Here is a 22,962-nt window from a genome sequence, read left to right on the forward strand (position 1 = left end):
GCACAGGCAGGGGCAGATTTCATGACTCGAGTAATCACGGCCGCGCGGGGGACGCAGCTCACCGCCAAGAACTGGCAGGCCGAGGCCGCCATGCGGATGCTGCACAACAACCTCGACCCGGCGGTGGCCGAGCGCCCGCAGGATCTGGTGGTGTACGGCGGCACCGGCAAGGCCGCGCGCGACTGGGCCAGTTTCGACGCGATCACCCGCTGCCTGACCACCTTGGAAACCGACGAGACGCTGCTGGTGCAGTCGGGCAAGCCGGTCGGTGTGTTCCGTACCCACGAGTGGGCGCCCCGGGTGCTGATCGCGAACTCCAATCTGGTGGGTGATTGGGCGAATTGGCCCGAGTTCCGCAGGCTCGAATCGCTCGGCCTGACCATGTACGGCCAGATGACCGCGGGCTCGTGGATCTACATCGGCACCCAGGGCATCCTGCAGGGCACCTACGAGACCTTTGCGGCGGTGGCCGACAAGCGATTCGGCGGCACCCTCGCCGGCACGCTCACCGTGACCGCGGGCCTGGGCGGCATGGGCGGCGCGCAACCCCTCGCGGTGACCATGAACGATGGTGTGGCCCTGGTGATCGAATGTGATCCGGCCCGCGCGCACCGGCGCGTGCAGGAGCGCTACCTCGACGAGGTCGCCACCGATCTGGACGACGCGGTGCGCCGCGTGACCGAGGCCCGTAAGCAGCGAAAAGCCTTGTCCGTAGGGCTGATCGGCAATGCCGCCGAGGTGCTGCCGCGGCTGCTGGAGCTGGGTCTGGGTCCCGAGATCGTCACCGACCAGACCTCCGCGCACGACCCGCTGGCCTACCTGCCGCGCGGCATCGCCGTCGAGGACTGGGCGGACTACGCGGCCAAGAAGCCGGACGAGTTCACCGAGCGGGCCCGCGAATCGATGGCCGAGCATGTCGGCGCGATGCTGGGCTTCCTCGACCGTGGCGCCGAGGTGTTCGACTACGGCAATTCGCTACGGGGCGAGGCACAGCTCGGCGGCTGCGACCGGGCGTTCGATTTCCCCGGCTTCGTCCCCGCCTACATCCGGCCGCTGTTCTGCGAAGGCAAGGGCCCGTTCCGGTGGGCCGCGCTGTCCGGCGACCCGGCCGATATCGCGGCGACCGACCGCGCGATGCTGGAGCTGTTCCCGGAGAACGAGTCCCTGCGCCGGTGGATCACGATGGCGAGCGAACGCGTTGCGTTCCAAGGCCTTCCGGCGCGGATCTGCTGGCTCGGCTACGGTGAGCGCCACCTCGCGGGACTGCGCTTCAACGAAATGGTGGCCAGCGGGGAACTGCAGGCGCCGGTGGTGATCGGGCGCGATCACCTCGACTCCGGCAGCGTGGCCTCGCCGTACCGGGAGACCGAGGCGATGGCCGACGGCTCCGACGCGATCGCGGACTGGCCGCTACTGAACGCGATGCTCAACACCGCGTCCGGCGCGAGCTGGGTCTCCATTCATCACGGCGGCGGCGTCGGCATCGGCCGCTCGATTCACGCCGGGCAGGTGTGCGTCGCCGACGGCACCGCGCTGGCCGCGCAGAAGATCGAGCGGGTGCTCACCAACGACCCCGGCATGGGCGTGATCCGGCACGTGGACGCCGGGTACGACCGCGCGAACAAGATCGCCGCCGAGCGCGGCGTCCGTATCCCCATGCACGAGGCGCCGTGAACCACCGGCCGGGACCGAGCACGACAGGAGCGACGCCGTGGGCGTGAACGAGCTGATGGCCGAAATCGCCGGTGTCGGAAGGGATGCGCGGCGCGGCGGCTATTCGCGCCATGTGTACGACTACGCCGATTTCGAACTGCGCGACTGGTATATCGACCAGGCGCTGCACATCGGACTGGACGTGAACACCGACCGCAACGGGAACATCTGGGCTTGGTGGGGAAGTCCGGAGGCCGGCGCGGTGGTCACCGGCAGCCATCTCGATTCGGTCCCCGGCGGCGGCGCCTTCGACGGCCCGCTCGGCGTCGCCAGTGCCCTCGCGGCGGTGGAGATGCTGCAGGACAAGGGTTTCACGCCCGCGCGGCCGCTCGCCGTGCTGGTCTTCGCCGAGGAAGAAGGCGGGCGATTCGGCGTACCCTGCCTCGGTTCCCGGCTGCTCACCGGCGCCCTCGACCCCGATCGCGCCCGCAATCTCCGTGACGCGGAAGGCATCACCCTGGCCGAGGCGGCGGTGAAGGCCGGGCACGATCCGAAACGGTTCGGGCCCGACCCCGAGTTGCTGTCGAAGATCGGGTGTTTCGTGGAGTTGCACGTCGAGCAGGGCCGCGGCCTGATCGAGCTGGACAGCCCGATCGCCACCGGCAGCACCATCATCGCGCACGGCCGCTACCGATTCTCCTTCTCGGGGCAGGGCAATCACGCGGGTGCGACCAGGCTCGGCGACCGGCACGACCCGATGCTGCCCGCCGCCGCCGTGGTGGCCGCCGCCCGCCGCGCCGCGGCCGCGATGACCGACGCCCGCGCCACCGTGGGCAGGCTGGTGCCCACGCCGGGCGGCACGAACGTGATCGCCTCCACGGTGGATCTGTGGCTGGACGCGCGCGCGGCAGGCGACGGCCGCACCGCGGCACTGGTCGAGGACATCACCGAGGCGGCGTTCGCGGCCGCCGCGGCGGAGGGCTGCGAGCTGACCGTCACCGAGGAGTCCTATTCGGACGACGTGGTTTTCGACGAGCCGCTGCGGCAGCGGATGGACAAGGTGCTCGGCGGCGTCCCCGCGCTGCCGACCGGCGCCGGACACGATGCGGGCATTCTCGCGGCCCACGTCCCCTCGGGCATGCTGTACGTCCGCAATCCCACCGGTATCAGCCACGCCCCCGAGGAACATGCCGAGGCCGCCGATGTGGCCAGTGGCGCAGCCGGTTTGGCGCGGGTGCTGGAGGAGCTGGCCGGATGAGCCGCGACCACCTCGGCAGCATTACGCAGACCGCCGCCCCGGAGGTACGGCCGTGACCGTGTATTGGGCCGAATACGCCTGGCTGCCAGATGGTTTGGCGGCCGGGGTGACGATCGATGTGCGCGGCACGGCGGTCCATGCGGTGGTCCCGGGCACCGAACCCGCCGGGGAGTTGCTGCGCGGGCTGACCGTGCCGGGATTCGCCAACGCGCACTCGCACGCCTTCCATCGTGCGCTGCGCGGCCGCACCCAGCACGATCAGGGCACGTTCTGGACCTGGCGGGAGCGCATGTACGCCGTTGCGGCGCGGCTGGATCCGGACTCGTACTACCGGCTGGCCCGCGCCGTCTACGCGGAGATGGTGCTGGCGGGCTACACCAGCGTCGGCGAGTTCCACTACCTGCACCACGCGCCGGGCGGCGTGCCCTATGCCGATCCCACCGCCATGAGCGCCGCCCTCGCCGCCGCCGCCACGGACGCGGGCATCCGGCTGACCCTGCTCGACACCTGCTATCTCGCAGGCGGTTTCGAGGTCGAACTGGGCGAGCATCAGCTGCGCTTCAGCGACGGCACCGTGGACGCGTGGGCCGCCCGCGCCGCCGCGTTCACGCCGGCCTCGGAGCTGGTGCGCACCGGCGTCGCCGCGCATTCGGTGCGGGCCGTGCCGTCGGCCGCGCTGCCGGTCATCGCGGCGGCGGCGGCCGGGCGGCCGTTGCATGTCCACCTGTCCGAGCAGCCCGCCGAGAACAGCGATTGCCTTGCCGCGCACGGTCTCACGCCGACGGCGCTGCTGGCGAAGACCGGGGTGCTCGGGCCGCAGACGGTCGCGGTCCACGCGACCCACCTCACCGCGTTGGACATCGGCCTGCTCGCCGACTCCGCCAGCCGGGCGTGCTTCTGTCCCACCACCGAACGGGACCTCGGTGACGGTATCGGCCCGGCGCGTGCGCTGTCCGACGCCGGCGTCGGACTGTGCCTCGGCACCGACAGTCACGCGGTGATCGACGCGTTCGAGGAGTGGCGGGCGCTCGAACTCGACGAACGTCTGGCCAGCCGGGCCCGCGGCCGTTTCACCCCGGCCGAGTTGTACCGGGCCGCCACCGATCACGCGTCCATCGGCTGGCCCGAAGCCGGGCGGATCGCCGCCGGTGCGGCCGCCGACCTGGTCACCGTCGACCTGGATTCGATCCGCACCGCGGGCACCGCGCCCGCCGCCGCGCTGTTCGCCGCCGCCGCGAGTGATGTCCGCGCGGTGCTGATCGCCGGGCGGCCGGTCGTGACCGACCACCGCCACCTGCACGTGGACCACCCGGCAACCGTATTGCGAGAGGAGATCGAGGCCCTGTGTCGACCCTGATCACCGGTATCGGCGAACTCACCACCAATACCGAGGAGGGCCAGCTGCGCGACGCGGCGGTGCTGCTCGACGGCCAGCGCATCGCCTGGGTCGGCCCGGCCGCCGCGGCGCCCGCGGCCGACGAACGGGTCGACGTCGGCGGTCGCGCCGTGCTGCCCGGCTGGGTCGACAGCCACACCCACCTCGTCTTCGCCGGGGACCGCACCGCCGAGTTCGAGGCGCGGATGGCGGGACGGCCCTACCGCGCGGGCGGCATCGCGACCACCGTCGCCGCCACGAGAGCCGCATCGGACGAACAACTTTCGGCCAATCTGGCCCGGCACATCGCCGAGGCCCGGCGGCAGGGCACCACCTGTCTCGAGACCAAGACGGGCTACGGGCTCAGCGTCGCCGACGAGCTGCGCTCCGCCCGGCTCGCCGCCGCGGCCGCCGACGAGGTGACCTTCCTCGGCGCGCACCTCGTGCCGTCCGGGATGACCGCCGACCACTACGTCGACCTGGTGTGCGGCGCGATGCTCGACGCGGTCGCGCCCTACGTCCGGTGGGCCGACGTGTTCTGTGAGACCGGCGCGTTCGACGAAGCGCAGACCGACCGGGTGCTCCGGGCGGCCGCTGCGCGCGGCCTCGGGTTGCGCGTGCACGGTAACCAGCTCGGCGCGGGGCCCGGCGTGCAATTGGCGGTGAAACACGGTGCGGCGAGCGTGGATCACTGCACCTATCTGACCGACGCCGATATCGAAGCGCTCGCCGCCTCCGACACCGTCGCCACCGTGCTGCCCGCCTGCGATCTGTCCACCCGGCAGCGACTCGCCCCCGCCCGCGCGCTGCTGGACGCGGGCGCGACGGTCGCGCTGGCCACCAACGCGAACCCCGGCAGCTCCTACACCACCTCGATGGCGTTCTGCGTGGCGACCGCGGTTCTGCAGATGGGTCTTTCGGTCGCCGAAGCGGTGTACGCCGCGACCGCGGGCGGCGCGCGTGCGCTGCGCCGCGACGACGTCGGCGTGCTGCGGGTCGGTGCGCGCGCGGATCTCCAGGTGCTGGACGCGCCGTCGGTCACGCACCTGGCTTATCGACCGGGCGTGCCGTTGACGTTCGCGGTGTGGCGGTTGGGCCGGGCGGTCGTGGCGCCGGTGCGCGACTGATCGGTTCAGCGTGCTGGAAAGCGTACGACGCGATCGTCGTTCGGTCGCTCGTCGCCGCGTCCGTCGGTGTTGGAGGTGGTGATCCACAGTGCGCCGTCCAGTGCCGCGATGACGGTGCGCAGGCGGCCGTAGGTGTTGCGCAGTTCGGCGCGTGGCTCGCCGGGTACCCCGTCGCGCAGGGGCACCACCCACAGCCGCTCGCCGCGCAACGCCGCGACATACAGTGTGTCCCCGCCGATCGCGATGCCGGAGGGCGACGCCTCGGCGGTCGACCAGGTGAGCAGCGGCTCGGTGAATCCGCGATCGGCGCCGCCTTTCCCCTCGACGGTCGGCCACCCGTAGTTGCGCCCTGGTTCGATCAGGTTGATCTCGTCGAACCTGTTCTGCCCGAACTCCGCCGCGAACAAGCGGCCCGAACCGTCCCACGCCAAGCCCTGCACATTGCGATGGCCCAGGCTGTAGACCGGCGATCCCGGCGTCGGGTTACCTTGCGCCGGTTGGCCTTCCGGGGTGAGCCGGAGGATCTTCCCGTTAGGGCCGGCGGGATCTTGCGAGAGCGCGCTCTGCCCAGCGTCGCCGGTCCCCACATACAGCATGCCGTCCGGCCCGAAGGCGATCCGTCCACCATTGTGGTTGCCCGCCTTGGCGATTCCGGCGAAGATCAGCTCCGGTGGCCCGTCCGGCCGCAACCGGACGATCCGATTGTCGTTCTCCGCCGTGAAATAGGCATACACCTGGCGGTTTTCGAGATACTGCGGGGACAGCGCGATACCCAACAGCCCGCCTTCGCCGCGCGCGACGACGCCGGGCACCTGATGCACCTGCTCGGGCGCCTGTCCCGGCATGATCCGCAGAATCCGCCCGCTGTCGCGCTCGGCCACCAGGGCTCCGCCGCCGGGGATGAGCGCCAGGCCCCACGGCACCTCGATGCCCTGTGCGATCTCCTCGGCCGCGTCGAGCGCGGGGGTGCCCGCCGGGTTGCTCGCCGCGGTGACGGGCGCGGTGGTCACCGGTGCGGTGCCGGTCGGCGCGGTGGCCGGGTCGTCGGACTCCGCACACGCGGACAAGACTCCGACCAGCAGCATCGCCGCCGTCCCGGCGCGCATCCAGCGACCGCTGCCCGACCTGATCGCCGCCTTGCGCACGAGCGCACCTCCGCTGTCGTCGCGTGTGGACATCGAGCTGTCCATTGTCGTCCAGCGGGCCGCGCGGCGCGCTGGAACAAGCCGCATCGGTGACCCGCGCGGCCCGGGCGGTAGCCTGACCCAAGTCTTGTCCCCGAACCCCGCAGAGGTCATGTGGAACTTCGTCAACTGAGATACTTCGTCGCGGTGGCCGAAGAACTACATTTCGGCAGGGCGGCCGAGCGGCTGATGATCGTGCAGTCGTCGGTCAGCCAGCAGCTCAGCAGGCTGGAGCGTGAGCTCGGCGTGGTCCTGCTGGAACGTTCACCCCGCAGCGTCCGGCTCACCGAGGCCGGGGCGGCGTTCCTGCCTGCCGCCCGCCGGGTACTGGCGGCGGAGCGGCGCGCGCGGTCCAGCGTCGCCGATTTCCTCACCCCGCCTTCGGTATTGCGGATCGGGACCAGCCGCGGCATGGGTGAGCGTCTGGAGAGATTGCTCGTCGCGCTGAAACAGCGCGCCCCGGGCCTGAAGGTCGAACTGACCTCCGCCGCCCTGGGGCAGCGCCTGCGCAAGGTCTCGGAATACGAGTGGGACGCGGCGTTTCTGCGCGGTGAGGTGGCGGCCCCGGAGGGCGTGCGCCAGATCCCGGTCTGGTACGACGAGTTGGTGGTCGCGCTGCCCGCCGATCACCCCTCGGCGCGTGACCGCTGCGTGGATCTGGCCGAACTGGCCGAGCTGCCGTTGTATCTGACGAACCGGCTCAACAACGCGTTACTCGACGACCTGGTGCTCACCGCTTGCCACAACGCGGGTTTCGAGCCGGTGCTCGGCCCCGAGCAGATCTCCATCCAGGACACCCTGGCGGTGCTCGGCGCGGGCGAACCCGGTTGGACCGTACTGTACGCACCGCACGCCCGCCTGTTGCGCAGTAGCAGAGTGGCGTTCCTGCCGCTGTGCACACCGGGTGTGCTCGCCTTGCCGACGGTGCTCGCCGTGCGCAGCAGCGCGATGGACCGCCTGCAGCCGTTACTGGAGGCCTGCAAGGACGTCGCGCTGGGTGATGCCGGGCTGGATGAGGAAGACCTGGGCGACCAGGACCGGGCGTCCTGACCCGGGACCGGTGTGGCCGGCCGGGTCCGTGACCGGCTTCGTGACTCAGCCCAGATGTGTGCCGTACCAATCCGATACGCGCCGCCAGGCTTCCCTCGCCGCGCCCGGCGCGTACCGCTGTCGTACGCGGCCGTACCCCGAATCCCGGCAGCCCGAGCCGGCGCAGTGCGTCGTGACGGTTCAGCAGGCCGTCCGCGTACTCGGCGGAATGCCCGACCGGGCCGTACCTCCCAGGAAATTTGCGCACCGATTGCTATGTTGTCTCCTCGCTACACCGTAACTCAATCAGCGTGCGAGAACTCAGTCGAGGAGACGGATGCGTTCGGGGCGTCAAGTGGCACAACGGTTTGTCAGTGTGGCTCGAGTGGTAGCGGCGGCAGCCGTGCTCGTGGTCGGCGGTCTATCCGCGGTCGACTCCCTATCCGGTGCCGCAGCCGCGGAACCGAGCAGCGACTCCGACAGTCAGCGCAGCGAGCGCTGGACCGCACTACATGACGGGCCGCAGCCCTACGCCGATGTGCACATCGACTGGGACGTCCCCATCCGGATGAGCGACGGTGTCGTGTTGAAGGCCAACGTGTACCGCCCGATGGACGCCGCCGGGCAGATCGAGCAGCAGCCGCTGCCGACGATCGTGAATCTCACGCCGTACAGCAAACTGGCGTCCAATCTGGTCGATTCGGCGCTGGCCATCCCGAATCTGCAACCGATGGCGGTGGACCTGATCCGGCGGATGGACCTGTCCGGCACCCCGGTCAGCGGTTTCGAGGATCTGCTGCACGCACTCGACGGCGGCACCGTACACACCGTGCTCGGCATCGATCGCGACCTCATCCGCAGCGGCTACACGCAGGTGGTCGCCGATGTCCGGGGGACCGGCTTCTCCCAGGGGATGTGGGACACGCTCGGCGCGCGTGAGCAGCTGGACACCCGGGAAGTGATCGAGTGGGCCGCAGCCCAGCCGTGGTCCACCGGCAAGGTCGGCATGAACGGCGGCTCCTACGCGGGCATCAATCAGCTCCGTGCGGCCGAAAACGCCCCGGCCGCACTGAAAGCCATCTTCCCGGTGACGCCGGGCAGCGACCTGATGCGCGACGTCGTCGCGCCGGGCGGCGGCATCGGCACCACCTTCATGCCGCTCTGGCTGAGCAACGTGAACCAGATGAAGGTGCTGCCCGACGTGCGCTCGATGCTCGACGGCACCTTCGACTGGCAGTGGTTCCACGACCGGATGGCCGACCCGTCCACCAATTACGACCTGCTGGTGCAGGCGCTGGTCACGCCGTCGCTGGACGCCGTGCCGCCCGCTCTGGCCGAGCTGCTGGACGAGAACAGCGAACTGCGCCAAGGCATTCTGGGTCACCCCGAGCGGATCACCGTGCCCACCTTCGTCTACAGCGGCTGGCACGATATCTTCGCCAACAGCGCCACCAAGCTCTACAACGCGATCCCGTTGGCCCCGAACCAGAAACAACTGATCGTCGGCGACACTTACCACGCGAATCCGGGTTCGGGCACCGGTTTCCCGGGTGCGCCGCCGCGGTTGCCGGTGTTGCAGCGGGTGTGGTTCGACAAGTGGCTCAAGGACATCGACCACGGGATCGGCGGCTTCGGCCCGGTGACCGTCTGGGAGCAGGGCGGCGGCTGGATCACGCTGGGAGAGTTCCCGCAGACCGACGTCACCCATCGGCGGGTGTATCTGACCGCTGCGCCGAGCGGCACCGCGACGAGCGTCTACGACGGGTCGCTGTCCACCGCGGGACCGGCGGAAACCAAGACGCTGACGGTGGCCCCCGGCTTGAGCACCGTGTGTTCGCGCGACGCCGCCCAGGGTTCGGCGGGTCTCACCGCCGCAGTGGACATGTGCGCCAAGGATTCCCGGATCGCCGAGCAGAACGCGCTGACCTTCACCGGCGCACCGGTCACCGAGCCGACGGTCATCTCCGGGCCGATCAACGCCCATCTCAACACCGTGCACGACGCGACCGACGGTTATTGGTCGGTGACCGTGAACGATGTTGCGCCGGACGGTACTTCCACCGTGCTGAGCACCGGGCAGCTGACCGCGTCGATGCGCGCGGTGGACGAGGCGAAGAGCACCCGTTCGGCCAACGGTGATTTCACGGCCCCGTACAACCCGATCACCCTGGATCGGCTGCTGCCCGTGGTGCCCGGTGAGCCGACGGCGCTGGACATCGCCGTCATCCCGGTGCAGGCGGTGCTGCAACCGGGTCATCGACTGCGCGTCGACGTCTTCGCCGGAAACTCGCCGAAGGCACTGGCTTTCCGGCCGCTGCTGAACAACACCGAGCTGAAACCGCAATCGCTGCTGCTGGATCCGGCCGCGCCGAGCTTCGTCAACCTGCCGACCAGCAGGCCGCTCGACTGAGCCGAGCGGCGCCGCCGGTCCGCGGGTCAGAGCTTGGCCTGCACCTGGTCCGCGATGAGCGCGAGGTGGTCGAGGTCGTCGAGATCGAGGATCTGCAAGTAGATCCGCTGGGTACCGATCTCGGCGTAGCGTCCGATCTTGTCGACCACTTCGGCGGGCGAGCCGGCCAGGCCGTTCGTCTTCAGTTCGGCCACCTCGCGGCCGATCGCGGCGGCGCGCCGGGCCACCTCGGCGTCGTTCGCGCCGACGCAGGCGACGAGACCGTTCGAGTAGACGAGGTCCTCGCTCCGGCGGCCACGGGCCTCGGCGGCGGCCCGCACCCGGTCGAACTGGGCGGCGCTGTCCTCGATCGAGGCGAACGGGATGTTGAACTCGGTCGCGTACTCGGCGGCCAGGCGCGGCGTGCGTTTGGCGCCGAGGCCGCCGATCAGCAACGGCACCGGACTCTGCACCGGCTTCGGCAAGGCCGGGGAGTCGGTGAGCTGGTAGTGCTGGCCGCTGTAGGAGAAGGTGTCGCCGGGCTTGGTGGACCACAGCCCGGTGATGATCGCGAGCTGCTCCTCGAACCGCGCGAACTTGTCCGCGGGGAAGGGGATGCCGTAGGCGGCGTGCTCCTCGGCGAACCAGCCGCTGCCGATACCCAGCTCCACCCGGCCGCCGGACATCTGGTCCACCTGCGCGACCTGGATGGCCAGCGGGCCGGGCAGCCGGAAGGTGGCGGCGGTGACCAGGGTGCCCAGCCGGATCCGCTTGGTCTCCCTGGCCAGTCCGGCGAGGGTGATCCACGCGTCGGTGGGGCCGGGCAGGCCGTCGGCGGCGCCCATCGGGAGGTAGTGGTCGGACCGGAAGAACGCGTCGAATCCCAGATCCTCGGTGGCCTTGGCAACGGTGAGCAGGGTGTCGTAGCTCGCACCCTGCTGTGGTTCGGTGAAGATGCGCAATTCCATGAGCACCATCGTGCCCGAGCTCCGCGGCACCGGCGCGGGCCGGGGGTGTGGTGTCGTGACGCCCGTCTCGGCGGGCCGGCGGCCCCGTGCGGGAGGGTCAATGACAAGTTCCTGCCACTCGGCGGTCCGCGGCACACACCGCAGCGAGAACGCATGTGTCCGAGTCGGATTCGGTGCTGCGAAAGGTGTTGGTGTGCACAACAATTCGCAAGATCAACGATCGTGGTGTCTAACATCCTGCGGCATAACGCATCTCGATGGCAGTGCGGTCGTGGGATCATGGGCAGTCGGTTTCTTAGTATTGCCTGACCTGACCCGGTCGGGTAACCTCAGTTGCCAGACGATCTAGATGAGACCGAGTCGAAATAGTCGGATCGTCCGTGCCGGTATCGACGCAATGGGGGTCTAGTTGTGGTGATGCGAACCAATGAGATGTCAATCTTTCTGACCTGATTGTCAGCGGGATCGGGTTTCCTGCTGCAATTATTCGGTGGTTCTGTCGATTGCTCTGTCCGTGCGAGGCCCAACGATGTGGATCGCACGATTCTCCCAACGGCGTGGAATTCGGAGCGTTGACCAGCGAGTGACGGCGGTAGTGCGGTGCCGTCACTGGGTATTGTTGCCGACTTCGTTGTTCGGCTGACACACGAAAATCAACACTGCCCGCCGCCCTGGTGCGGTGCGGTAGTGCTGGGCTGTGTCGATTTCCCTGGAGGATGATTAATGGTCCTATCTCGTATCGAATCCATCGGCACCTATGTGCCGGAAAAGGTGGTCACCACCGAGGAATTGGTGGGACGGCTGGATCCGGAATTCCGCTTCGATCTGGAGCGGATCACCGGAATTCGGGAGCGGCGGGTGCATCGGAACGCGGACGGAATCGTCGAGGATTCCTGTGTTCTGGCATCGACGGCCGCACAACAGTGTCTGGACAATTCCCGATATACGGCCGAAGACCTGGACATCGTGATCTCGACGTCGATAACACGAACTGTCGCCGGGACCAAGTTCTATTATGAACCGTCGTTCGCGCTGCTCGTCCGGAACACGATCGGTGCGCACGACGCGAAATACTTCGATATCACGAACGCGTGCGCGGGCATGTCCACCGGCGTGCTGATCCTGGACAGCATGATCAGGGCCGGCCTGGTCCGGCGCGGTCTGGTGGTCAGCGGAGAGCAGATCACCCCGATCGCGGAGACCGCGGTGCGGGAGATCTCCAAGAAGTACGACCCGCATTTCGCCGCACTCACCGTCGGCGACGCGGGCGCCGCGGTGCTCCTGGACGCGGAAGGCAGTCCCGGCGATTCGATCGAATTCATCGACATGATGACCTCGGCCGAATACGCCGACCTCTGCATCGGTATGCCCAGCGATCGGAATCAGGGTATCGCGATGTACACCGACAATCGTGCCATGCAGAACGAGGAACGGTATCTGCAAGGTATTCGTCGATTGCGGGACTATCTGGCGACCCGTGGGTCTTCGTTCGAGCACGAAGGCTTCGACTTCGTCATCCATCACCAGTTCAGCAAACCCGCGCTCGATTACGTCAACAGCCTGATGGTGCGCGAATACGAGAGTCCGCAACCGGAACATCTCACGTCGCTGGAAAAATACGGCAACACCGCGTCGACATCCCATTTCGTGGTGCTGCACGACCATCTGAAACGCGGCGAGATACCGCCCGGGTCGAAGGTGCTGATCGTTCCGTCCGCGTCCGGAATGGTCTACGGGACCATCTCCGTATCTCTGCGTGAAGTAGGTGTGTGAGCCATGGGTATCGTGGTCGAAACCGTCCAGGTGAGCAATGATGCGGATACCGGAAGCGCCATCGAACACGCGGTGCGGGCCGCGCGTGCCTGTGTGGCCGAGGTGGGCGACGCCGGTATCCATACCTTCATCAATACCGGCGTCTATCGCGACCGGAATATCGTGGAACCGGCCGTGGCCGCATTGATCCAGAAACGCGCCGAAATAGGCCTGCGGTACGCGTCGGATATCGAGCCGGTGCTGTCCTTCGATTTGATGAACGGCCCGTGCGGATTTCTCGGTGCGGTGGAGGTGTGTGACGCGATCTTGCGGACGCGCGGCAGCGGCCGCTGTCTGGTCGTCGCGGGTGACGGCCACCCGTCCACCGACCCCGCACGGTCTTTTCCCTATGCCTCGAGCGGTGCCGCCGCGGTGCTGAAACATGTTGCACAGCAAGTAGGTTTCGGCAAGGTGTACGGCGCCGCGACCACCGGCACGTTCGAACCGCACGGGTACGTCGATCTCGCCGAGATGGGCGCGACCGGGCGGGAAACCCTCAGCTTCGGGTCGGTGTTCGACGAGGACGAGGTCTTCAAGACCGCGGTCCGGGCCGCGCACGACTGCCTGGATGCCGAGCATATCGACCCTGCCACAACGACTTTGGTCACCACGCAGCCGGTGGCCGATTTCGGCGCGCGGGTCGCCGCGGAACTGGGCTTCGGGCTCGTCGTGGCCGCGCCGGCCGGGTACGGCCGCGATCCGCATACCGCCGCCTCGTTGGTCGCGTACGCGGCGGCCACCGCCGACGGCCCGGCCACGGATTTGCTGCTGCTCGCCGCGGGCGCGGGCCCGGTCGCCGCGGCCTCGGTCTACCGCAGGCCCGCGGCACGCTCCACAGAACAGGGGGACCACCGATGACAGCACAGACGCCGGCCGCCGGACGGCGGCCGGGCACCGGCTTCGTGGTCGGGATCGCCGAAACCGTCCGACTTGCCTGGTGGACAAGCATTCTCGCGGCCGAGTACCTGCTGGTGCCGCGCAATCGCACCGACGACGTCCGCAAAACCGCGATGCTGCGCCGCTACCTGCTGCGCATGGGACCGCTCTACATCAAGGCGGGGCAGATCCTCGGCACGCAGACCGGATGGTTCTCCCCGGACGCCGCCGACAACTTCCGTGAGTTCTTCTCCGGTCTGCCGCCGATGAGCCGCCGGAAACTGCGCAAGAAGGTGCGCGAAGGCTTCGGCGTCGCCGTGGAGGAGATCTTCGCGGATTTCGACTGGGCGCCGCTCGCGGTGGGCTCGGTCGCGCAGGTGCACCGGGCGACCCTGCGCGACGGCCGGGCCGTCGCGGTGAAGATCGTGAAAGCCGGTGTCGCCGAGCGTATTCGCGCAAGCTCCACGGTGATCGGCATCCTGCTCGCCATCGGTCACCGGATCATCCCGCAGGTGCGTTCGCTGGACGGCCCGGCGCACTTCGGTGAACTGCGTCCCGCCCTGATCGGCCAGTGCGACATGCTGGGCGAGGCGCAACGCCAGCAGGCCGTCGCGCACAACTTCCGGACGCACCCGTACCTGACGATTCCGACCGTGTACGAGGAGCACTGCCGCGCCGAGATCCTGGTCATGGAGTTCGTCGACGCCGTCTCCGGCGAAGAGGTCGAGCGGGTACAGGCCTCGCATCCGGACCTGGCGCGCCGGTTGCAGGACGTCTTCTACACGATGGCGTTCTTCCACGGGTGCTTCCACGTCGACCCGCATCCGGGGAACATGATGTTCACCCACGAGGGCGGCATCATCGCGCTCGACTTCGGGTTGGTCGGCTACCTGAGCGAAGACGACAAATGGAACCTGGCGTCGTTCTTCTACGCCTGTGTCCGCAAGGAATGGTCGGTGGCCTCGGACCGGTTCACCCGCGCGTTCGTGGCACAGCCCGGCCGGCTCGGTCCGGCCCGCGACGAGTACGAAGCCAAGCTGGCCGTCATCCTGCGCAAGCATTTCGAGACGGAGTCCTACAAGTGGTCCACCGTCGGCTTCTTCGACGAGGGCACCCGGCTGCTGCGCAGTTATGGTGCGCGCGTCACCACGTCGTTCTCTCTGCTCGCGCTCGCGTTCCTGACCGGCGAGGGCTACATCTGCCGGATCGATCCCGAGATCGATATCTGGCGCAACGGCCGCAAGTTCACCGACCGGTTCTCGCCCTATATGAGCGACGAGCTGAAGGAGGACTTCGAGAATCGGCTCGGGCGCCGGATCCCGCTGTCGATGCAGGTGAAGAACGACCAGCAGCGGCCGCTGATCGCGCCCTCGCACCTCGATCGGTTCGCGCTGCCGAGCGCGTTCCCGCTCATCGTGGCGGAGGCGGAAGGCTCGCGCATCGTCGACATCGACGGCAACAGTTACATCGACCTGTCCTCCGGCTACGGTCCGCACATTCTCGGCTATGCGCCCAAGTGCGCGGTCGCGGCGATCAGCGAGGCCGCCGCGAGCGGTGCCGTGAATTCGCTCGGCAACCGGCCGGAGCTCGAGCTGGCGGAGCTGATCGCCGAGGCATTCGGCCCGGATGCCAAAGTGGTGCTTGCCAATTCGGGTACCGAAGCCGTGCAGGTGGCGCTGCGCCTGGGCCGGGCGTACACCGGCCGCCAGCGGGTGGCGAAGTTCGAGGGTCACTACCACGGGTTCTCCGATCAGGGCATGGTCAGCTCGTGGTTCCGCTACAGCGGCGACCGCACCGCGCCGACGGCCATCGCGAATTCCGCCGGCGTGCACCAGGTCGTGGTCGAGGACACGATGGTGCTGCAATACGGGGACCGCAGTTCGCTGCGCGTGCTGGCCGAGCAGTCCGCCGACGTGGCCGCGGTGATCATCGAACCGATGCCCTCGGCCACGGTGACCTACGACGCGGAGTTCCTGCGCGAACTGCGCGAGGTCTGCACGGCGCACGGCATCGTGCTGATCTTCGACGAGGTGGTCACCGGCTTCCGGGCCTGCTACGGCGGCGTCCAGCACCTGGTCGAGGTCCGCCCGGACCTGACCTGCCTCGGCAAGATCATCGGCGGCGGCCTGCCGTGCGGCGCAGTGGTGGGCCGGACCGAGGTCGTGAATGTCGCACGCACCAGCGAGGATCCGTTCCTCGACGTGGATTCGCGGGCCTTCGTCGGCGGCACGATGAGCGGTAACTCGATCACCGCCGCGGCCGGTGTCGCGGTGCTGCGCGAGCTGTCCGGCGCACCGGAGATCTACCAGCGGTTGGAGGACCGTACCCAGCAGCTGTACGAGCTGATGCGGGCCAGCGTCGAAGAACTCGGTGTGCCTTGCGGTATCAAGGCGAAGCACTCGATCTTCTCCATCGCGTTCGACTACGCGAAGGGCCCGCTGATCCGGGATCGCCTGTCCGGCGCGGACATCAAGGCCAGCCTCGCGCTCGCGTACTACATGCGCGGCCGCGGCGTGTATCTGCCTGAGCTGCACACGATTCTGTTGAACGCCGCGCACTCCGAGGACGACGTCCGCGACATCGCCGAGGCGTTCGACAGCAGCATCCGCGAGATGAGCACGCACGGCTTCTTCGCGGCCTGACCGGCCCGGCTCGACCGCCCCTACCCGACAACGCAGCACCTATCGTTACGGAGAGAACATGAGCACAGCCACCGACGCGCACGCCGCGCGCCCGGTCCCCGATTTCCTGCGGGTGTATGCCCCGTCGCGTTTCCAGAAGCGCATCAGCCCGGTCTCGCGCATCCCGGCCACCGGCCGGATCGGCGAGGTGTGGCACGCGGCCGCGCAGCGTGGTTCGCTGAACACCATCACCGTGGACCGCGTACCGGATCTGGCCCCGGAATTCGGCACGATACTGAACTACGGCAACTGCGCGACCATCGTCGATCACCTCGCCGCGAAACTGAACGCGTGGGGGGTACGGCCCTGGGATCGCGTCGCGGTGGTCAAGCGCAACCATCTCGACACCGCGTTCCTGGCCAGTGCGATCGCCCGCCTGGGCGCCATCCCGGCGCTGATCTCGGACAACCACAGCCGCGAGGTGCTCGACATCCTGATCGGCCGGTTGGAGACGCCGTTCCTGGTCACCGACGCCGGCGCGGTGGACCGGATGGGCATCGACCCGGAACTGGTCGCCAAGACCGTGCGCACGGCCTGCGTCGGGCGCCCGGACGACCGGCCCGACCTCGACGACTGGTTCGCCCTGGACGAAGGCGTCGTGCCGGAGAACGCGATGCGCCAGCCGTTCGAACCGATGGTCATCACGCACACCTCCGGCACCACCGGCGCGCCGAAACTCGTGATGCATTCCGCGAATTCGCTGTACTCGCTGGCGCTGGGCGAGGCCGAGCGCTGGCCCGGGGTCGGCCTGCGGGCCACCGACCGGTTCGCGATCTGCGAGCCCTACTGCCACCAGCGGGTGATCACCGGCCTGCTGGCGATGGCGACGGTGCAACCCACCATGCTGTGCCTGTCGGATCCGATGGATCCCGCGGTGCGCGACGCGCTCGTCGCCTACCGGCCGACCTTCATGGAGACCGTGCCGAACGGATTCCTCTACTGGGAGAAGTACATCGACGATCCCGGCCGTCCGTTCGCCGACGTCCGCGTGTATGTCAGCTCCTACGACGGCATCCACACCCGCACGATGCGAAAGTTCTTGAACGCCAGCAAACGTCGGCAACCGCTGTGGTTGCAGTCGTGGAGCCAGTCGGAGGCGGGGCCGGTGGCGGTCCGCGTCTACGTCCGGCATTCGGTGCGCCGCGTCGGGCATCGGCCGCCGCCCACCCAGGTGCTCGGCTGGGCGGTGCCGCGCTGGGGCAAGGTCCGCTGCGTCGACCCGGAGACCGGGCGCCCGGTGCCGCGCGGTCAGGTCGGCCTGATCCAGCTGTCCGCGCCGGGACGCTGCCTCGCCTACGTCAACGAGCAGGACCGGCACACCCACAAGGTGGACGGCGAATGGTGGGATCTCGGCGATCTCGGCATCGTGAGCCGCTGGGGCACCGTGCGCATGATCGACCGCGAGATCGATCGCCTGCCCGAATCGAGCACCATCGAACTCGAGGACGTGCTGCTCGACCGGCTGCCCGAAACCACCGAGGTCATCGTGCTCGCCATCGCCGGCGGCCCGCCGCAGCCCGTGCTCAGCATCGACGGTGACCGCGAGCTGGACAAGAACGCCTGGCGCGCGGCGACCCATGACATGCCGGAACTCGCGGAGCCGATCCAGGTCAAGTGGTCGGAGTTTCCGCGCACCGCGACCTGGAAGGTCCGCCGGGTCGCGCTGCGCAAACAACTGTTCGGGGCCGCCGAGGCCATCGGAAAGGGCCGGTGGACATGACAGCTCCCGACTTCACGGTCGCGGTGGTCGGGGCGGGTCCGAGTGGGATCGTCACCGGAATCAAGCTGAAGCAGGCCGGTATCCAGGATTTCACCATCCTGGAGCGGGCCGACGATGTCGGTGGCAGCTGGCACAGCAACACCTATCCGGCGATCTGTGCCGACTCGCCCGGACTCGCCTATCAGTACTCGTTCTTGAAGAACCGCAACTGGACTCGGTTCTTTCCGAAGGGCGCCGAGGTCCGCGACTACCACGTGCGGGCCGCCCGGCAGTACGGCCTCTACCCGCACCTCCAGTTCGGCAAGCACGTCGTGGGACAGAAATGGGATGCGGCACAACGGTTCTGGAATCTTCGACTGGCAAACGGCGAAACGATCACGGCACGGTTCTTGATCACCGCGGTCGGCGTGTTCGTCGATCCGGTGACCGAGCCGGATATCGCCGGTCTCGACGAGTTCGCGGGCGTGGTGCAGCGGACCGCGTCCTGGCAGCACGCGCATCGGCACGAGGGCAAGCGCGTCGCGGTGATCGGCACGGGGGCGAGCGCGGTGCAGATCGTGCCCGCGCTCGCCCCCGACGCCGCGGTGGTCGACGTCTATCAGCGCACGCCGGTGTGGTGCCTGCCGAAACCGGACTTCGACCTGACCTCCGGCCTCGCCAGGGTGTTGCGCTCGCGCAGGCTCGTGGGATTCCTGCACGGCATCGGACTGGCATTCTTCGATCTGATGTTGCGGCTGGCCGCGGTGCTGCCGAAACCGGTGGCGAAGGTCTTGCTGGTCGGCTTCGATCTCAGTGCGCGCGCAGCGTATTCGCTTGTGCTGCTGAGGGCGGTGCAGGACCCGGCGGTGCGGCAGCTGCTGCGCCCGCGGTTCGGGTTGGTGGTGAAGCGCCCGGTGCTGTCGAACTCGTTCCTGCAGACGTTCAACCGGGCGAACACCAACCTGATCACCGAACCGATCGAACGGCTGACCCGCACCGGCATCCGCACCACGGCCGGCGTCGACCGCACCTACGACATGATCGTGCTCGCAACGGGATTCGTCGTATTCATCGATCCGCGTGCCTACCCGCCCGGCACCATCGTCGGCCGTGACGACGCCGATCTCGGCACCTTGTTCGCCACCCGCGGCATGCAAGCCTACGAGGGGCTCAGCGTGCCCGGTTTCCCGAACCGCTGGATGATCGTCGGGCCGTACTCGTGGACCGGCACGGGCTGGCATTCGGCCGCCGAACTGGCCGCCGATCACACGGTCCGGATCATCAAGGAGACGCTGCGCCGCGGCGCCGACGTCGCCGAGGTGACCCAGGCCGCGCACGACCGCTATCACCGTGCGGTGCAACGCAACGGCCGCAACATCGAGCTCTACTACAAGGAGATCAACGGCGGCACCCGCACCTACTACGTCAACACCCAGGGCGAAGTAGCCTACATCCGCCCCGGTTCCTTCCTCCGCGCCATCTGGGGCGGGCGGTACTCCCCGGTGAACCACTACCGCTACACCGGTGCACAGGGAGGATGACGCGGTGCCGGGCACTGCGGCAGCAGCCGCGCTCCGGATCGCGATCGTCGGTGTCGGCCCGCGTGGGCTGAGCGTTTTCGAACGCATCTGCGCGAACGCGGGCGACGACACGTATCCGGTCGGCGTGGAGGTGTATCTCATCGACTCGACCAGGGTCGGCACCGGGGCGGTCTGGCGGACCGACCAATCGCCGCACCTGCTGATGAACACGGTGGCGGCCCAGGTCACCATCTTCACCGACGACACGGTGGAGATGGACGGACCGGTGGACGAGGGGCCGAGCCTGTACGAATGGGCCGGCTTTCATACCGAGCTGGGCAATTTCGCGGAGCTACCGGACCCGATGTACGCCGAGGCGCGTGCCTTGGGCCCGGACACCTATCCGACCAGGGCGCTGTACGGCCACTATCTGCGCTGGGCCTACGAGCACATCAGGGACCTGCACGCGAACAGGGTGCGCGCCAACGAGATCACGGCCACCGCGCTCGATGTCCGCGATCAGCCCTCGGGCTTGCAAGAGGTCGAACTCAGTACCGGCGTGCGCGTCCGTGACCTGGACGCGGTCGTGCTGACGCAAGGGCATCTCGCCTTGATCGGTGCGGACAGCGATGCTCGCTCGCCGGCGCACGAGGCGCGGCGGCTCGGCTTGACATACGTGGCGCCCGCCAATGCCGCCGATGTCGACACCGCGGAAATCCCGGCGGGCGAACCGGTATTCCTCCGCGGTCTCGGCCTCACCTTTTTCGACTACCTGGCGCTGTTCACCGTCGGCCGCGGTGGATCGTTCGGGCAAGTGGGTGGCAGGCTCGAATACCAGCCCTCGGGCACCGAGCCGGTGATCATCGCGGGCAGCAGGCGCGGTGTGCCACATCGCGCCAGAGGCGCCAACCAGAAAGGGGTCGAGGGCAGGCACGAGCCGGTGCTGCTCGACCTGTCGCGGATCGGCGAATTGCGCAAGCGGGCCCAGCGATTCGGCGATGTGTCGTTCCGGCGCGACGTCTGGCCGCTGGTGGCCCGCGAAGTGGAATCGGTGTATTACTCGGCGCTCATCGCGGAGCGGGTCAGCCCGCGTGAACTCCGCCGATTCCGTGCGCGCTACCTGCATGCGGCCACCGAGCCCGCGGCCGCCGCGATCCTCGACAGCCTCGAGATCGGCTCGGGCGAACGGTGGGATTGGGCCGCGGTCGCCGACCCGACGCGCGGCTGTCGTTTCGGTTCACCCGGTGAGTTCCGGCAATGGCTGATCGGCCACCTGGACCGCGATGTGGGTGATGCGTTGCAGGGCAACGTGTCCGGGCCGGTTCCGGCCGCACTGGATGTGCTGCGCGACATCCGCAACGAGGTGCGGCTGGTGGTCGACCACGGCGGTATCGCGGGCGGTTCGTACCGCGACGACCTGGACCGCTGGTACACGCCGCTGAACGCGTTTCTGTCCATCGGACCACCCGCCGGCCGAATTGCCGAGCTGTCGGCCCTGATCCGGGCCGACGTCGTCCGGATCGTCGGACCGGGCACGCGGATCGGGATCGATGAGCGGTCGGGCCGATTCGTTGCGGATTCACCGCGGGTGGCCTCGTCACGGACCACCGCGGGCCGGATGATCGATGCCAGGCTGCCCGACCCGGATCTGCGCAGCACCGCGGACCCGTTGCTGCGCAACCTGTTGGGTCGCGGTGAGGTGCGCAGCTACACCCTGTGCGACCCCGACGGGGGCCGCTATCGGACCGGCGGACTCGAGGTGGCAGCCGCGTCGCACGCCGTGCGCTCGGCGGCCGGGCACGCGCATCCGCGGCGCTATGCCCTCGGCGTGCCGACCGAATCGGTGCGGTGGGTGACCGCCGCCGGGCCGCGGCCGCAAGTGAACTCGGTGACCCTGTCCGATGCCGACCGGATCGCTCGCGCCGCACTGGGCCTCGACGGCCGCACACGACACTATCGCTCGGTTGAGAGGACGTGTACCACCTTGCACGACAATGGATTACTGGCACCGGTGCGCGCCGGCGTGCCGATGCGGCGACTGGTGAGCGACGACGCCTGGATAGCCGCCATGGTCGACGTCGAGCTGGCGCTGGTCCAGGCACAAGCGCGGCTGGGCATCGTCCCGGCGTCGGCGGCACAGGGCATCGCGCGTGCTGTACGGACGTATCGCTTCGACGCGGACGCGCTCGCGCAGGCCGCGCGCGGCGCGGCGAATCCCGTGGTCGTCTTCGTCGCGGAACTGCACCGTGTGGTCGCCGCCGTCGACCCGGCCGCGGCGGACTACGTACACCGTGGCTCGACCAGTCAAGACATCCTGGACACCGCGACCATGCTGATCGCCGCGCGGGCCGTCACCGCCATCATCGACGACCTGGACGGCGTCATCGATGCGCTGGCTCGGCTGGCCCGAGCGCACCGCGACACCCCGATCGCAGGCCGGACCCTCGGAATGCATGCGGTGCCGACCACTTTCGGCGCCAAGGTCGCGGTGTGGATGCAGGGCCTGCTCGATGCGCGGGATCGGCTGAATCAGGTCGCGGCCTCCGGGCTGCCCGTGCAACTCGGCGGAGCGGCCGGAACGTACGCTTCGTATGTCGAATGCGCGCGGATCAGCGACTCGGACCTGGCCACGGCGGCATCCGAGGAGATCTACGAGAGATTGACCACCGAGTTCGCCACCGAACTCGCCTTGACCGCCGCCCCCGTGCCGTGGCAAACAGTGCGCACGCCGATCGCGGATCTGGCGACGGCGCTGGCCGTCACCTCCGGTGCCCTCGGCAAGTTCGCGGTCGACGTGATCACCCAGTCCCGCACCGAGATAGCCGAAGTGTTCGAGCCTGCTGCGGCCGGCCGGGGCGAATCCTCCGCTATGCCGCAGAAGCGAAACCCGGTGCTGGCCACACTCATCCGTTCCGCGGCGGTACAGGTGCCCGCACTTGCGTCGATTCTGCTCGGTGCGATGCTCGCCGAAGACGAGCGACCAGCGGGCGCGTGGCACGCCGAGTGGCAGCCGCTGCGCGAATGTCTGCTGCTGGTCGGCGGGTCCGCGCACACCGCCGTGGAACTGGCCGAGGGACTTACCGCGGACGGCGCGCGGATGAAATCGAACCTCGCCACCACCCAGGGGCAGGTACTCGCCGAACGCCTCGCCCTGCGCCTCGCCCCACTGCTCGGCAAGGAAGCCGCGAAGAAGGTCTTGCAAGTGGCGGCTTTCGAAGCTCAGCAGAGCGGCCGTTCGTTCAGCGAGGTGCTGGCGGAGGACTCCGCGGTGCGCACCCACTTGTCCGAGCAGGAGATCACCGAATTGCTCCGCCCCGAAACCTATCTCGGTGCCGCCGCCGCCTTCGTAGACCGAGTGCTCAACAGATTGTGAACGGTGGCGGCGGCGCGG

General features: G+C 68.7%; 14 protein-coding genes. 12 read left to right on the forward strand and 2 right to left on the reverse strand.

All coding sequences use genetic code 11. From position 1 onward, the window contains the following. Positions 1-21: 21 nt before the first annotated feature. Genes hutU through hutI form a run of 4 tightly spaced genes read left to right on the forward strand, consistent with a single transcriptional unit; the run spans position 22 to position 5,413 of the window. Entirely contained in the window at positions 22-1,674 is a 1,653-nt protein-coding gene (hutU, locus tag NVU01S_RS35065) for a urocanate hydratase (RefSeq protein WP_043665486.1), read from the forward strand. A 37-nt stretch (positions 1,675-1,711) separates the two neighbouring features. After that, entirely contained in the window at positions 1,712-2,911 is a 1,200-nt protein-coding gene (locus NVU01S_RS35070; protein ID WP_156161443.1) for an allantoate amidohydrolase, read from the forward strand. A 52-nt stretch (positions 2,912-2,963) separates the two neighbouring features. After that, positions 2,964-4,268, forward strand: a complete 1,305-nt coding sequence (locus NVU01S_RS35075) for a formimidoylglutamate deiminase (protein WP_052280257.1) — start codon at positions 2,964-2,966, stop codon at positions 4,266-4,268. After that, complete coding sequence (gene hutI / locus NVU01S_RS35080; RefSeq protein ID WP_043665483.1) at positions 4,256-5,413, forward strand: imidazolonepropionase; 1,158 nt, start codon at positions 4,256-4,258, stop codon at positions 5,411-5,413. Before NVU01S_RS35075 ends, hutI begins: the two co-directional genes overlap by 13 nt. A 5-nt stretch (positions 5,414-5,418) precedes the next feature. Here hutI and NVU01S_RS35085 read toward each other — a convergent pair whose 3' ends face one another. Next, positions 5,419-6,519, reverse strand: a complete 1,101-nt coding sequence (locus NVU01S_RS35085; protein ID WP_373864237.1) for a PQQ-dependent sugar dehydrogenase — start codon at positions 6,517-6,519, stop codon at positions 5,419-5,421. 192 nt (positions 6,520-6,711) lie between these two features. Here NVU01S_RS35085 and NVU01S_RS35090 point away from each other — a divergent pair, with 192 nt between their 5' ends. Next, complete coding sequence (locus NVU01S_RS35090; RefSeq protein WP_052280256.1) at positions 6,712-7,647, forward strand: LysR family transcriptional regulator; 936 nt, start codon at positions 6,712-6,714, stop codon at positions 7,645-7,647. Between the two features lie 316 nt (positions 7,648-7,963). Further along, positions 7,964-10,036, forward strand: coding sequence for a CocE/NonD family hydrolase (locus tag NVU01S_RS35095; RefSeq protein WP_043665478.1), 2,073 nt, complete (start codon positions 7,964-7,966; stop codon positions 10,034-10,036). Between the two features lie 26 nt (positions 10,037-10,062). Here NVU01S_RS35095 and NVU01S_RS35100 read toward each other — a convergent pair whose 3' ends face one another. Continuing rightward, a complete protein-coding gene (locus NVU01S_RS35100; RefSeq protein ID WP_043665698.1) occupies positions 10,063-10,983 on the reverse strand; it encodes an LLM class F420-dependent oxidoreductase in 921 nt (306 codons plus the stop codon). Between the two features lie 723 nt (positions 10,984-11,706). On the opposite strand from NVU01S_RS35100, the gene NVU01S_RS35105 reads away from it, so the two are divergent. From NVU01S_RS35105 to NVU01S_RS45095, 6 genes are read left to right on the forward strand one after another with little or no spacing between them, the layout of a single operon-like run. Beyond that, positions 11,707-12,756 carry a 3-oxoacyl-ACP synthase III family protein gene (locus tag NVU01S_RS35105; RefSeq protein ID WP_043665475.1) on the forward strand — a complete coding sequence of 350 codons (1,050 nt, stop codon included), beginning with the start codon at positions 11,707-11,709 and terminating at the stop codon, positions 12,754-12,756. A gap of 3 nt (positions 12,757-12,759) precedes the next feature. Next, a complete protein-coding gene (locus NVU01S_RS35110; RefSeq protein ID WP_043665474.1) occupies positions 12,760-13,653 on the forward strand; it encodes a hypothetical protein in 894 nt (297 codons plus the stop codon). Next, positions 13,650-16,313, forward strand: a complete 2,664-nt coding sequence (locus tag NVU01S_RS35115; protein WP_043665471.1) for an aminotransferase class III-fold pyridoxal phosphate-dependent enzyme — start codon at positions 13,650-13,652, stop codon at positions 16,311-16,313. The genes NVU01S_RS35110 and NVU01S_RS35115 overlap by 4 nt, the downstream gene beginning before the upstream one ends. Positions 16,314-16,371: 58 nt before the next feature. Next, positions 16,372-18,072 (forward strand): class I adenylate-forming enzyme family protein, encoded by a 1,701-nt coding sequence (locus tag NVU01S_RS35120; protein ID WP_052280255.1) that lies wholly within the window; start codon positions 16,372-16,374, stop codon positions 18,070-18,072. Then, positions 18,069-19,592, forward strand: a complete 1,524-nt coding sequence (locus tag NVU01S_RS35125; protein WP_043665468.1) for a flavin-containing monooxygenase — start codon at positions 18,069-18,071, stop codon at positions 19,590-19,592. Before NVU01S_RS35120 ends, NVU01S_RS35125 begins: the two co-directional genes overlap by 4 nt. Then, complete coding sequence (locus tag NVU01S_RS45095; RefSeq protein WP_063775930.1) at positions 19,576-22,944, forward strand: 3-carboxy-cis,cis-muconate cycloisomerase family FAD/NAD(P)-binding protein; 3,369 nt, start codon at positions 19,576-19,578, stop codon at positions 22,942-22,944. The genes NVU01S_RS35125 and NVU01S_RS45095 overlap by 17 nt, the downstream gene beginning before the upstream one ends. Positions 22,945-22,962 lie beyond the last annotated feature (18 nt).

Source organism: Nocardia vulneris (genome assembly GCF_001613425.1).
In the GTDB taxonomy this organism is placed as follows: domain Bacteria; phylum Actinomycetota; class Actinomycetes; order Mycobacteriales; family Mycobacteriaceae; genus Nocardia; species Nocardia vulneris.

Bases quoted from the DNA above. Each gene is read 5' to 3' on its own strand.
- hutU (WP_043665486.1), top strand. From the start codon at position 22: ATGACTCGAGTAATCACGGCCGCGCGGGGGACGCAGCTCACCGCCAAG.
- NVU01S_RS35085 (WP_373864237.1), bottom strand. From the start codon at position 6,519: ATGCGCGCCGGGACGGCGGCGATGCTGCTGGTCGGAGTCTTGTCCGCG.
- NVU01S_RS35095 (WP_043665478.1), top strand. From the start codon at position 7,964: ATGCGTTCGGGGCGTCAAGTGGCACAACGGTTTGTCAGTGTGGCTCGA.
- NVU01S_RS35100 (WP_043665698.1), bottom strand. From the start codon at position 10,983: ATGGAATTGCGCATCTTCACCGAACCACAGCAGGGTGCGAGCTACGAC.
- NVU01S_RS35105 (WP_043665475.1), top strand. From the start codon at position 11,707: ATGGTCCTATCTCGTATCGAATCCATCGGCACCTATGTGCCGGAAAAG.
- NVU01S_RS35110 (WP_043665474.1), top strand. From the start codon at position 12,760: ATGGGTATCGTGGTCGAAACCGTCCAGGTGAGCAATGATGCGGATACC.
- NVU01S_RS35115 (WP_043665471.1), top strand. From the start codon at position 13,650: ATGACAGCACAGACGCCGGCCGCCGGACGGCGGCCGGGCACCGGCTTC.
- NVU01S_RS35120 (WP_052280255.1), top strand. From the start codon at position 16,372: ATGAGCACAGCCACCGACGCGCACGCCGCGCGCCCGGTCCCCGATTTC.
- NVU01S_RS35125 (WP_043665468.1), top strand. From the start codon at position 18,069: ATGACAGCTCCCGACTTCACGGTCGCGGTGGTCGGGGCGGGTCCGAGT.